At 61.0% G+C, this 13036-nt stretch carries 12 protein-coding genes; 9 read left to right on the top strand and 3 right to left on the bottom strand.

What is annotated here, in order from left to right; all coding sequences use genetic code 11:
• Positions 1–107: 107 nt before the first annotated feature.
• The 3 genes from CER19_RS14010 to CER19_RS14000 form a co-directional block, all read right to left on the bottom strand.
• Complete coding sequence (locus tag CER19_RS14010) at positions 108–479, bottom strand: translation initiation factor Sui1 (protein WP_116666837.1); 372 nt, start codon at positions 477–479, stop codon at positions 108–110.
• Positions 480–799: 320 nt separating this feature from the next.
• Positions 800–1336 (bottom strand): NUDIX hydrolase, encoded by a 537-nt coding sequence (locus CER19_RS14005; RefSeq protein ID WP_116666836.1) that lies wholly within the window; start codon positions 1334–1336, stop codon positions 800–802.
• Positions 1337–1338: 2 nt separating this feature from the next.
• Positions 1339–2406, bottom strand: coding sequence for a DUF2333 family protein (locus CER19_RS14000; protein WP_003188197.1), 1068 nt, complete (start codon positions 2404–2406; stop codon positions 1339–1341).
• 298 nt (positions 2407–2704) lie between these two features.
• On the opposite strand from CER19_RS14000, the gene CER19_RS13995 reads away from it, so the two are divergent.
• From CER19_RS13995 to fis, 9 genes are all read left to right on the top strand, one after another.
• Positions 2705–4375, top strand: a complete 1671-nt coding sequence (locus CER19_RS13995) for a PleD family two-component system response regulator (RefSeq protein ID WP_116666835.1) — start codon at positions 2705–2707, stop codon at positions 4373–4375.
• A 53-nt stretch (positions 4376–4428) separates the two neighbouring features.
• The gene (locus CER19_RS13990) at positions 4429–6390 is read left to right on the top strand and encodes a methyl-accepting chemotaxis protein (protein WP_116666834.1); all 1962 of its coding nucleotides are present in this window, start codon (positions 4429–4431) and stop codon (positions 6388–6390) included.
• Positions 6391–6653: 263 nt separating this feature from the next.
• Positions 6654–7109 (top strand): type II 3-dehydroquinate dehydratase, encoded by a 456-nt coding sequence (aroQ, locus tag CER19_RS13985; RefSeq protein ID WP_073524980.1) that lies wholly within the window; start codon positions 6654–6656, stop codon positions 7107–7109.
• Between the two features lie 24 nt (positions 7110–7133).
• Positions 7134–7595: an acetyl-CoA carboxylase biotin carboxyl carrier protein gene (accB, locus tag CER19_RS13980; protein WP_012721998.1), complete on the top strand. Its 462-nt coding sequence runs from the start codon at positions 7134–7136 to the stop codon at positions 7593–7595.
• A 17-nt stretch (positions 7596–7612) separates the two neighbouring features.
• On the top strand, positions 7613–8974 hold the full coding sequence (gene accC / locus CER19_RS13975) for an acetyl-CoA carboxylase biotin carboxylase subunit (protein ID WP_003188188.1): 1362 nt from the start codon (positions 7613–7615) through the stop codon (positions 8972–8974).
• Positions 8975–9269: 295 nt separating this feature from the next.
• The gene (gene prmA / locus CER19_RS13970; RefSeq protein WP_116666833.1) at positions 9270–10148 is read left to right on the top strand and encodes a 50S ribosomal protein L11 methyltransferase; all 879 of its coding nucleotides are present in this window, start codon (positions 9270–9272) and stop codon (positions 10146–10148) included.
• Positions 10149–10178: 30 nt separating this feature from the next.
• Positions 10179–11438, top strand: a complete 1260-nt coding sequence (locus tag CER19_RS13965) for a DUF3426 domain-containing protein (protein ID WP_116666832.1) — start codon at positions 10179–10181, stop codon at positions 11436–11438.
• A 185-nt stretch (positions 11439–11623) separates the two neighbouring features.
• Positions 11624–12637 (top strand): tRNA dihydrouridine synthase DusB, encoded by a 1014-nt coding sequence (gene dusB / locus CER19_RS13955; RefSeq protein WP_003188182.1) that lies wholly within the window; start codon positions 11624–11626, stop codon positions 12635–12637.
• Positions 12634–12954, top strand: coding sequence for a DNA-binding transcriptional regulator Fis (gene fis / locus CER19_RS13950; RefSeq protein WP_002555375.1), 321 nt, complete (start codon positions 12634–12636; stop codon positions 12952–12954). The genes dusB and fis overlap by 4 nt, the downstream gene beginning before the upstream one ends.
• Positions 12955–13036: the final 82 nt, after the last annotated feature.

Raw genomic sequence — 13036 nt, 5'->3', positions numbered from 1 at the left:
TCTCGCGGAGGCTGGCGCAGTCTAAAGAATGAAAATGACGATTTGCCTGCAAGGGAAGTAGACCCCACTGGCAGGACAGAGTTTAGCCACAGGTTGGGAAGAGGCTTTCAGCCGCCGGACTTCTTGGCCTTGTACCCGAGCTTGATCAGCTCGGCCAACAGCAACTCGACGTGATCGCCCTGGATCTCGACAACCCCGTCTTTCAACGCGCCACCGGTGCCACAGCGCTTTTTCAGCGAGGTGGCCAATTCCCTCAGGGCCTCTTCAGCCAGGGGCACGCCGGTGATGGTGGTCACCGTCTTGCCGCCACGGCCTTTGCTCTCGCGACGCACGCGGGCAATACCGTCGCCTTCGGGGATCAGGGTCTGTTTGCAGGTGCACGAATCCACGGGCTGACGACAGTCCGGGCAGTGTCGACCTGCGTCGGTGGAAAATACCAGGCCACCAAGGGCGGCGAAGGATGCGGCTTTTTTGGCCACCGGCAATCCTCTTGGGAGGATGAAGACTGATCGGCGCCGCACAAGGCGGTGACCGACCGCGAAGCCCCACTCAGGCAGGGGCAGCGCTACCGAACCGTCAAGGCCACCACCATTGTAGGAGCGAGGGGGACGCCTAGTTCTTGCTCGCGAAGGTCGTCAACGATAACGCGGGCATTCAGGCAGCACGCGGTGTCTTGGCGTTTTTCGCGAGCAAGCTCGCTCCTACAGGGTGAAACAATAGCGGTTCGGGTGAAAAGGCGCGCAGTGTAACGGCAAAAAGCGAAGTTGCTAAGAGCCAAATGGCGCCAATTTATGCAACTTTAGCGACGTGAGGCGAGATAGCGCCGCAGACCTTCTTGAGCATCCGGGCAATAAGGCTTTTGCCCGGCCTCGGCAAGCACCGTTTTGATGGGCAGAAAGCGTGCCTCCATGACCTCTTCAGGCTGCAAGCACAGCGGACCGTCCCATACGGCAGAGTAGGAAGTACACCACAGGCGGCTGTCACCATCCTCGAAATAAAAGTGGTCATGCTCAATCAATGGCACACCGCTGACACCCAGCTCTTCTTCCAGCTCACGGGCTGCCGACAACGCATAGGACTCACCCGCCGCCACCATACCGCCAGCCGCCGTATCCCAAAACCCCGGATACAGGGCCTTGCTCAAGGTGCGCCGATGCACGCACAGCTCGCCCTTGGAATTGAACAAAAAGATAAAGGTGCAACGGCCGATCAAGCCGCGCTGGCGCAGGTCAGACCTGACCAGATGGCCGAGCAGGTGGTCCTGCTCGTCGACCCAGCAGATCAGTTCAGCGTCGGAGGCCGCTCGGTGTGCGGCCTCCTTTTGAGTAGCGTCCATCATCAACCCTGGTTGAGGAGCTGACGCAAGTCGATCACTGCAGCGTTTGCCCGGGAAATGTAGTTGGCCATCACCAGCGAATGGTTCGCCAGTACGCCGAAGCCACTGCCGTTAAGAATCATAGGACTCCATACCGGTTCCTGCGAGGCCTCTAGCTCACGAATGATCTGGCGCACACTGACGGTGGCGTTTTTCTTGGCCAGTACGTCGGCAAAGTCGACTTCGATGGCACGCAGCAGATGGGACAGCGCCCAGGCCTGGCCGCGCGCTTCGTAGAACACGTTGTCGATCTGCATCCATGGGGTTTCCACCACTTCTTCATCGACTTGAGGCACTTCACCCGGCGCCAGCGCCTCGGTTTTCAGCGCCGTGTTCAGCTTGACCCGGCCCACGCTAGCGGACAGACGCTGGGACAGCGAGCCCAAACGTGTGGCCACATCGCCCAGCCAGTTGTTGAGGTTGTCGGCACGTGCATAAAACAGCGCGCCGCGCTGGTTCGGGTCAGACAGGCGCGCTTCGTAGCGGCTCAGAGAATTGATGCCTTCCTGGTATTCCGACTCACTGGAAGGCAGCACCCAGCTCTTGTTATCGAAGTTGAAGCGCGGCTCGGCCTTGGCCAAGTCAGCGTCTTCAGCCGACTGCGACTGGGAGCGGGCGAAGTCTTTACGCAGGGCACGGGTGAGGTCACGCACCTGCACCAGCACGCCGTATTCCCAGCTCGGCATGTTGTCCATCCACAAGCCCGGTGGGAAACGGTCGTTGGAGATGTAGCCGCCCGGCTTGTTCAGCAAGGTGCCAACCACAGTCTTGAGGGTTTCGACGGTGGTGTAACCCACTACCATCTGCTTGCCTTCCTTCTCGGCGGCCAGTTGGGCGTTCTGCTGGACCGGAAACAGCGCCGGCTCCTGGCTCCAGTACCAACCCAGGCCACCGGTGACCAGCAAGTACAGGCCGATAATGCTGAGCAAAGCCCGGCTCATCAGCAAGTTGCGAAAATAGCTGCGGTTGGCCGACTTGGGCTCAGGGGCGGGGCCTTTGGCACTGCCTTCGCGGTTTTTCCAGTCCAGCATGGCGATATCCTTTCAATCACTTGAGTTCATGCACGTCAATTGTCCGGGTGCGTTCAGACATTCCGACCACAACCCTACCCCATCGTGCCCATCGGTGCGGGGCTTTTACACGAAAGTGGCGCACCGGGGCGCTTGGACTATAAAGGATGCACACCTTTTACGCTGGGCGACCAGCCGGTCAATAACTGAATCACGGGCACGCAGACTTAATTGACGTATGACACTCATCTATCAGAAAAGAGGTGCTAGCATAGAGCCATCAGTCGACCTCAGCATGCACCCTCACAGTAGTCAGGATATGACCGAGCCAGAAGACCCCAGCCGCGAGCGTCTCAAGCAGCACTTTGCCCAGCGGGTAATTCATCAGGCACGTCAAATTCTTGAGATCTGGCAGCGCCTGCAACGCAGCGAGTGGTCGAACGCCGACTTTTCCGAACTCAGCGAAGCCAACCTGCGCCTGCAACGCTTTGCCGAACGTTTCGAACAGCCCGAACACACACAGTTGGCTCGGCATATCAGTGAATCCTTGCAGGCCGTGGACGAGAACCGTGGCCGCCTGAGCAGCCAACTGATCACCGAGCTCAACCGCTTGATGCAACGCCTGTCCCGCACCGGCCTGCGTCAGGGCGATCAGCTTGAGCAAACCTTCCTGCCGCCAATGCGCAAGCCGATCTATGTGATGCTCGCCGACCATGACCGCGCTGAGCGCCTGGCCAAGCAGCTCGAATTTTTTGGCATGAGTGCCCACGCCCTAGACAGCGTCGCTGCCTTTCACACGTCCATGGCCGAGCGTTTGCCGTCAGCGATTGTGATGGACGTGGACTTCTGCGGCACGGGCCAGGGCCTGAAGCTCGCGGCAGAGGCCCAGGAGGGCCTGGAGCAAAAGCTGCCACTGTTGTTTTTCAGCCTGCACGAAACCGACACCCCAACGCGCCTGGCCGCCGTACGCGCCGGTGGCGAAGAGTTCCTGACCGGCACCCTGGAAGCCTCAAGCCTGCTGGAAAAGATCGAAGTGCTGACCTGTGCGGCCCAGTATGAGCCCTACAAAGTGCTGATCATCGACGACTCGCGAGCCCAGGCGCTGCACACCGAACGCCTGCTCAACAGTGCTGGCATTGTCACCCGCACCTTGATCGAACCGATCCAGGCCATGGCCGAGCTGGCGGACTTCCAGCCCGACCTGATCATCCTCGACATGTACATGCCTGCCTGTACCGGCACGGAACTGGCCAAGGTGATTCGCCACAACGACCGCTACGTCAGCGTGCCGATCATCTATCTGTCGGCTGAGGACGACCTGGATAAACAGCTGGATGCGATGAGCGAGGGCGGTGACGATTTCCTCACCAAACCGATCAAGCCGCGCCACCTGATCACCACTGTGCGCAACCGTGCGTCACGTGCACGCAACTTGAAGGCACGGATGGTGCGCGACAGCCTGACCGGGCTGTACAACCACACGCATATCCTGCAACTGCTCGAAGATTGCAGCTTCCGCGCACGCCGCGAGAACAAGCCCTTGAGCTTCGCCATGCTCGATATCGACCACTTCAAGCGCGTCAATGACAGCCACGGCCACCCCATGGGCGACCGGGTGATCAAGAGCCTGGCACTGTTTCTCAAGCAGCGTTTGCGCAAGACCGATTACATCGGGCGCTACGGCGGTGAAGAATTCGCCATCGTCATGCCCGACACCGACGTGGAATCGGCCTGCAAGGTGCTGGACGACATTCGCCGGCGCTTTGCAGAAATCCACTACCCTGCCCAACCGCAGGATTTGTGGTGCACCTTCAGCGCCGGCCTGGTGGAGCTGTGCGACGGTTCCGACAGTTTAATGATGGCCGCCCAGGCTGACGAAGCGCTGTACCGCGCCAAGGACGCCGGACGCAATCGAGTGCAAGCCGCTCGCACATCAAAGCAAAGTGCCATCTTTTCACCAGAATCCACCGATTCGGTCATAACGCTGTAATACAAACGCAATAAATTCAGGCGCTTATCTCTTGCCGTCGGTTGAAACCCCGCATGCGCCTGAAGCTGCTGACCAATCTCAATACCCTTCTGCTGGTGGCCGTGTGCCTGGCCCTCGGCGCGACGCTGTGGTGGTCGCAACGGGCGCTGGAGCGCCCGTACTTGTTGATGGAGCGCTACCTGGGGTTGTCCCAGGTCTTTCAAAACCAGGCTGCCCGAAACATCGAGGACTACTTGGCCAGCGGCGATGCCCTGCGCCTGAGCAGTGCCACCCAGAGCCTGGAAAGCCTGCAGCTGCAACTGGGCGAACTGCCGCCCGAATTGGCGCAAAGCCTGCGGCCCAGCCTCGCGGAGTTGGAGACCTTCAGCAAGACCGACCTGTTGGCCGCCGGTAAATTGGCTGGCGACCCGCAAGCGCTGTTGCTGCAAGCCGAACGTGAACTGGGCGCGAACCTGGAGCAATTGAGCCAGTACGCCAGCGGCGTCAATTCCGCAGAGGCTGCGCGCTATATGTCGCCGCTGCTCGCCGCCTCACAGCACCTGGGCAAACTGTCCCTGGCCCGCGACAAGCTGGTCAGCAGCGGGCGCGCCGAGTTGGCTGCGGATGTCGAGCGGGAGGTGACTAACCTGCGAACCCAGGCCGACCTGCTCGCGCAACTGCCCCTATTGGGAATAAAGGCCAGCGCTGAATCCAACACCGACGATTTTTCCGCGTTGATGGGCCTGGAAAATACCGAAAAAAACGAAGCCCAGGACACCGGTGTTGACCTCAAGCGCGAACTCAACAGCCTGCTGACCCGCTACCCCGCCGAGCTGCAACGCACCCGTGAACAGATCCAGCAACGCGCCGATCTCGCCGCCAGCACCCACCTTAAAATCACTAACGTACAACAAGCCATCGCCGGCCTGGAACCCGTGGTGCGCGCGCAACATGCCAGGATCCAGGGCGAAGTACGCGTGATGCAGGGCGTGATGATTGGCCTGATTCTGCTGATCGCATTGCTGATCGACACCCTGCAACGCCGCCTGGCGCGCGTGCTGACCAACCTGGCACCGGCCTTGTCGACCTGGGCCGAAGGCGACTTCAGCCAACCGATTGCCCTGGGCAAGACCAACCGTGAACTGCACGATATCGAGGCCTCCCTTAACCGCCTGCGCACCTATCTGGTAGACCTGGTCGACACCATCCGTGGCAATGCCGAAGAAGTGGCGGGCAGCAGCCGCGCCCTGGCCGAACTGAGCAGCGGCCTGCACGACGGCGCCGAGCGCCAGGCCGGCGACACCGCGCAAATCCGTGATTCCCTCGGCGAGCTGGAAGCCACCATCCAGCAAGTCGCAGGCGATGCCAGCCAGGCCGCCGGGGCCAGTCGCAGTGCGGGCCAGGCGGTGGAGCAAGGCCAGCGTGTGATCGGCCTGAGCCTCACCGGGCTGCATGCGCTGGTAGGCGAAGTGCAGCAAAACGCGCAGATGATCGAGAAACTTGCCGAAGAGTCCGCCACCATCGGCGGCGTGCTCACGGTGATTCGCTCGATTGCCGACCAGACCAACCTGCTGGCGCTCAACGCCGCTATCGAAGCCGCTCGCGCCGGTGAGGCCGGGCGTGGTTTCGCCGTGGTGGCCGACGAAGTGCGCTCCCTGGCCCAGCGTACCGCCGGTGCCACCGCCCAAATCCAGGGCCTGATCGCCGGCCTGCAAAGCGCCGCGCACCAGTCGGTTGAAGGCATGCGCGCCCAGGTCGAACACGCCGAAGCCACCGCCCAGCAGGCCCAGGCGGCGGATGGTGCGCTGGATGCAATCGTCGGGGCGATCCAGACCATCTCGGATACCGCCGTACGCATTGCCGATGTGACCGCGCAACAGAGTGGCGCCGTGAGCGAGATACGCGACAACAGTGAGCGGATTCATCAATTGGGTGAGGATAATTTACTGCGTATTAGCCAGGGCCGTAGCCAGGGCGAGCACCTGCTGGTACTGGGCGGGCAATTGACTACCGCGGTGCAAGCCTTCCGCGTCTGACTCGATCTGATGCCCCATGAAGACCAAAATGTGGGAGCTGGCTTGCCTGCGATAGCGCAGGATCAGCCAACTCATCCGCCACTGACACACCGTCATCGCAGGCAAGCCAGCTCCCACACTGACCAGATGCCGGCTCACAGTCACAAATTTTGCGCAATCCTCGCTAATCGTGCCGGCTACTGCATAGAACTGGACAGTCACAAAGGCTTTGCGGCATAGTCGCCGGGTTCTGACGCACCCACACCAATAACAAGGAACAGCCAATGGCGACCTTACTGGTTCTTCACGGACCCAACCTGAACCTGCTTGGCACCCGCGAACCGGGCGTCTACGGGGCAGTGACCCTGGACCAGATCAACCTCGACCTGGAAAAACGGGCCCGTGTTGCCGGCCACCATTTGCTCTACCTGCAAAGCAATGCCGAGTATGAATTGATTGATCGCATCCATGCCGCGCGCGGCGAAGGCGTGGACTTTATTCTGATCAATCCCGCCGCTTTTACGCACACAAGCGTTGCATTACGTGACGCGCTGCTGGCGGTGAGCATCCCATTCATCGAAGTGCATTTATCGAACGTGCACAAACGCGAAGCTTTCCGCCATCACTCTTACTTCTCCGACGTAGCGGTAGGAGTGATCTGCGGCCTTGGCGCCAGCGGTTACCGACTGGCCCTGGAGGCCGCCCTGGAACACATTGAAGAACAGGCTAAACGCCCCTGACCGACCCTTGGGAGTTGATGATTCATGGATATCCGTAAAGTTAAGAAACTGATCGAACTGCTGGAAGAATCCGGTATCGACGAGCTGGAAATCAAGGAAGGCGAAGAGTCCGTACGGATCAGCCGTCACAGCAAGACCCCGGCCCAACAGTTCTACGCACCACAGATGCAAGCGCCGGCTCCAGCCGCTGCTGCTCCGGCTGCCGCGCCTGCCGCCGCTGCACCTGCCGCCCCAGCCGCGCCTGCGCTGAATGGCTTCGTGGTCAAATCGCCAATGGTCGGTACTTTCTACCGCACCCCGGCACCGACCTCGCCAGCCTTCGTTGAAGTGGGCAAGACCGTGAAAGTGGGCGACACCATCTGCATCGTTGAAGCGATGAAAATGATGAACCACATCACCGCGGAAAAAGCCGGCGTCATCGAATCCATCCTGGTAGAAAACGGTCAGCCGGTTGAGTACGACCAGCCGCTGTTCACCATCGTTTGAACCGCGGAGCGCCTTCGATGTTGAAACCTGCGAAGAAACTGCAAAAAGTCCTGATCGCCAACCGCGGCGAGATCGCGCTGCGTATCCTGCGCGCCTGTAAGGAAGAGGGCATCAAGACCGTCGCTGTTTACTCGACGGCCGATACCGAATTGATGCACGTGAAGTTGGCGGACGAAAGCATCTGCATCGGCCCGCCACTGGCCACGAACTCGTACCTGAAAGTCTCGAACATCATCGCCGCGGCAGAAGTGACCGGCGCTGATGGCATCCACCCAGGCTACGGCTTCCTCGCGGAAAACGCCGATTTTGCCGAACAGGTGGAAAAATCCGGGTTTGCCTTCATCGGCCCCAAAGCCGAAACCATTCGCCTGATGGGCGACAAGGTCTCGGCCAAGGACGCCATGATCGCAGCCGGCGTGCCAACCGTTCCAGGCTCCGACGGCCCACTGCCTGAAGACGAGGAAACCGCTCTGCGCATTGGTCGCGAAGTCGGTTACCCGGTGATCATCAAGGCCGCCGGTGGCGGTGGTGGTCGCGGCATGCGCGTGGTGCACAAGGAAGAAGACCTGATCGAAGCCGCCAAGCAGACCCGCTCCGAAGCGGGCGCCTGGTTCGGCAACCCGATGGTCTACCTGGAGAAGTACCTGACCAACCCACGTCACGTGGAAGTCCAGGTACTGTCAGACGGCCAGGGCCACGCCATCCACCTGGGTGATCGCGATTGCTCGCTGCAACGTCGCCACCAGAAGGTTTTGGAAGAAGCCCCGGCACCGGGCCTGGACGAGAAAGCCCGCCAGGAAGTGCTGGCGCGTTGCGTCAAGGCGTGCATCGACATCAACTACCGTGGCGCCGGTACCTTCGAGTTCCTCTACGAGAACGGCCGTTTCTACTTCATCGAGATGAACACTCGTGTGCAGGTAGAGCACCCGGTATCGGAGATGGTCACCGGTATCGACATCGTCAAGGAGATGCTGAGCATCGCCGCCGGTAACGTGCTGTCCTTCACCCAGGACGACGTGAAGATGCACGGCCACTCCCTGGAGTGCCGCATCAACGCCGAAGACCCGAAAACCTTTATCCCAAGCCCTGGCCTGGTCAAGCATTTCCACGCGCCCGGCGGCAACGGCGTACGTGTGGATTCGCACCTGTACAGCGGCTACAAGGTTCCGTCCAACTACGACTCGCTGATCGGCAAGCTGATCACCTGGGGCGCCACTCGCGACGAGGCCATGGCCCGTATGCGCAACGCCCTGGACGAAATCGTGGTCGACGGTATCAAGACCAACATCCCGCTGCATCGGGACCTGGTTCGCGATGAAGGCTTCTGCGAAGGTGGTGTGAACATTCACTACCTGGAACACAAGCTGGCCAACCAGTAAGTGCTCCACCCAACAAAGCCGCCTTCGGGCGGTTTTGTTGTTTGTGGGCCCCAAAAAACACCACCAAACCTTGTGGGAGCTGGCTTGTGTGGGAGCTGGCTTGCCTGCGATGGCATCGCCTCGGTCCGGCAGAAAAACCTGGATGCCTGCATCGCGGGCAAGCCCGGCTCCCACACAAGCCCCACATTTTGACCGGGTGCAGTCAGTGGTGTCGTCTTCTGCCCGCCGCTCGCGTAAACTTGCGCGCTTTCGCGGCCTGCCCGCCGCACATTCATTTTTTTCAAAGGTGCCCGCCATGCCTTGGCTGCAAGTCCGTCTCGCCATCAGCCCAGAACAAGCCGAAACCTACGAAGACGCGTTCCTCGAAGTGGGCGCCGTGTCGGTGACCTTCATGGACGCCGAAGACCAGCCGATCTTCGAGCCGGAACTCAATACCACGCCGCTGTGGTCCCACACCCACTTGCTGGCCCTGTTCGAAGACGGCACCGACGCCGCCGTCGTGCTGGCCCATATGGAACTGCTCACCGGTGGCCCGCTGCCCGAGCATCATAGCGAGGTCATCGAAGACCAGGACTGGGAGCGCAGCTGGATGGATAACTTCCAGCCCATGCGCTTCGGCCAGCGCCTGTGGATCGTGCCAAGCTGGCACGCTGCTCCTGAGCCAAACGCCGTCAACCTGCTGCTGGACCCGGGCCTGGCGTTCGGTACCGGCACCCACCCGACCACCGCCCTGTGCCTGGAATGGCTGGACGGCCAGGACCTGACCGACAGCAACGTACTGGACTTCGGCTGCGGCTCGGGGATTTTGGCAATCGCCGCCCTGCTGCTGGGCGCCAAGGAGGCCGTAGGCACCGATATCGACGTGCAGGCCCTGGAAGCCTCTCGCGATAACGCTGGGCGCAACAACATTGCCGAAGGCAAATTCCCACTCTACCTGCCCGAGGACCTGCCCCAGGTTCAGGCCGATGTGCTGGTGGCCAACATCCTCGCCGGGCCACTGGTGTCGCTGGCGCCGCAACTGTCGAGCCTGGTCAAGCCGGGCGGGCGCCTGGCGCTGTCGGGCATCCTCGCTGAGCAAGGTGAAGACGTGGCTGCGGCCTACGCCAAGGACTTCGAGCTGGACCCGATCGCCAACCGTGATGGCTGGGTACGCATCAGCGGTCGTCGGCGCTAGAATGAGCGCTTGCCTGAATCGGATGGCCGCATGACCGACAGTTTCGTCACCCAGTGCCCACATTGCCAATCGCGTTTTCGCGTCAGCCACGCTCAGTTAAGCGTCGCCCGCGGCGTGGTGCGTTGCGGCTCGTGCCTGCAAGTGTTCAACGCCGCCCGCCAGTTGCTGGGGCAACGGGCCCAGGCGTCTGCGCCGGAGCCTGAAGTGCCGACCAGCGCCGAGCCGGCCACCGAGCCGACTGTCGAAACGCCTCCCGAGCCACCGCGGGCCATCAGCCAGAAGCAGTGGACGGCCGAAGAGCTGGACCTGGATAACCTGGACAAGGAACTGGCGAGGCTGGAACGTCGCGAGATCCAGCACACCCAGGCAGGGGGCGCAGAACGTCGCCAGCCAGGCGCCGACCGTCGGCAAAAGGAAGAGTCCTTCAGTGCCAGCCGCGACACGGTCAAGGCCGAGGAAGAAAAATGGGCGGCCAGCCTGTTCAGCGAGCCACCCGAAGAGCGCACCCAGGCACCAGAAGAAGAGCCCGAGCCGGTTAAGGCACCTGCGTCCAAACAGCGCACCGAACCGTCCATGTCGGCCCACGTCGACGAACTTGATGACGAACCAGCTCTGTACACCACTGCCGTGGATGACGACCTCGACCCGCCGCTGACACCCACCCGCGACGAGCACGACGAGCCTGAACCCGAAGACCGCGCGTTCGCGCGACGCAAGCGCGCGCGAACGGAGGCCGGTGTACACGACGAGTTGCTCCAGGACCTGGAAGACGACCCCCTGCACCTGTACGCGCAGAAGCGTCCGTCAGGCTGGGGTCGCCGTCTGCTCTGGATACTCTTGGTGGTACTCGCCGCCGCCGGCCTGGCCGGCCAGTACATCGCCTACCAATTCGACGACCTGGCCCGCCAGGACGCCTACCGCCCATGGTTCCAGGCGCTGTGCCCGAAACTGGGATGTACGGTGCCATCGCGGGTCGACATTACCCATATCAAGAGCAGCAACCTGGTGGTGCGCAGCCACCCCGAGTTCGCCGGGGCACTGGTGGTGGATGCCATCCTCTATAACCGCGCGACCTTCTCCCAGCCCTTCCCACTGCTGGAGCTGCGCTTTGCGGACTTGAACGGCAGCCTGATTGCCAGTCGTCGCTTCAAGCCGGCCGAATACCTGAGCGGCGAGTTGGCCGGCGTCAGCGAAATGCCCTCGCAGACGCCGATCCACATCTCCCTGGACATCCTGGACCCCGGCAACAAAGCCGTAAATTACAGCCTGAGCTTCCATTCACCCGAGTGAAACGGCGCGCCCACCGAGGTTTGACGGCGGATTATTGACTTGGCCGCCGTCGACCAAACCGATGGCGATAAAAAAGTAACTGTTCAGATTTTATCCAATTCAGCCTTTAACCCGTCATCGAGAGCGGGTATCATGCCAACCCTTTTTCGAACTCTAATGATCCGGCCCCACAACAGGGAAGTCCTATGTCGGCGGTACGCATCGGCCCATACACATTGCAAAACGGCTTGATCCTCGCCCCGATGGCGGGTGTCACCGACCAGCCCTTTCGTCAGCTGTGCAAGCGTTTGGGCGCGGGTCTAGTAGTCTCTGAAATGGTTACCAGCGACATGAGTTTGTGGAACACCCGCAAGTCGCGGATGCGCATGATCCACGAAGGTGATCCCGAGCCACGCTCGGTGCAGATCGCCGGGGGCGATGCGCAGATGCTGGCGGATGCAGCCCGGGCCAATGTGGAGCTGGGTGCACAGATCATCGATATCAACATGGGCTGCCCGGCCAAAAAGGTCTGCAACAAGGCCGCCGGTTCCGCGCTGTTGAAAGATGAGCAGTTGGTCGCCGAGATCCTGCAGGCCGTTGTCGGCGCAGTGGATGTGCCGGTGACCCTGAAGATTCGTACCGGTTGGGACCGGGACAACAAGAATGGCCTGACCGTGGCGAAGATCGCTGAACAGGCAGGTATTGCAGCGCTGGCGGTGCATGGCCGCACCCGCGCCGACCTTTACACCGGTGAAGCCGAGTACGACACCATTGCCGCGATCAAGCAGGCTGTGTCCATGCCCGTCTTTGCCAATGGCGACATCGACAGTGCCGAGAAAGCCCGGCGCGTGCTGCACGCGACCGGTGCCGATGGTTTGTTGATTGGCCGGGCCGCCCAGGGGCGGCCGTGGATTTTTCGTGAAATCGAGCATTTCCTGCGTACCGGTGAAGTCTTGCCGGCACCAGAGTTGGTCGAGGTGGAACGTATTCTGCTAGAGCATCTGGCCGCCCTGCACGCCTTCTATGGGGACGTGATGGGAGTACGCATTGCTCGCAAGCATGTCGGCTGGTATCTCGCCACCTTGCCGGGCGCCAAGGAATTCCGCGCTCAGTTCAATCGTTTGGATGAAACGCAGGCACAGGTCGCCACCGTTCGTGAGTTCTTCGCCGGACGCGACAAGAGCCTGGGAACAGGGGATGGAGAAGGGGTGGCCGCATGACGATGATGACCGAGACTTTAGTGAGTGGAACAACACCCGTGAGCGACAATGTCAATTTGAAACAGCACCTCAACACGCCGAGCGAAGAAGGCCAGACCCTTCGCGGGAGTGTCGAGAAGGCGCTGCACAATTATTTCGCCCACCTTGAGGGCGCTTCCGTCACGGATGTGTACAACCTGGTGCTCTCCGAAGTCGAGGCGCCCTTGCTCGAAAGCGTGATGAACTACGTCAAGGGCAACCAGACCAAAGCCAGTGAGCTGCTGGGCCTCAACCGTGGCACCTTGCGCAAAAAGCTCAAGCAGTACGATTTGCTGTAAGCATTCAATCAAACCAGAAAGGCGCCCGCGTAAAACCGGTCGCCTTTTTTGCTGACTTCCTTTGCTTTTGATGGAAATTGAG

The sequence above is a fragment of the Pseudomonas sp. GL93 genome (genome assembly GCF_003408955.1).
GTDB lineage: Bacteria > Pseudomonadota > Gammaproteobacteria > Pseudomonadales > Pseudomonadaceae > Aquipseudomonas > Aquipseudomonas paracarnis.
The sequence above is the reverse complement of the archived record's forward strand: the minus strand, read 5'-3'. Positions and strand labels throughout refer to the sequence as shown.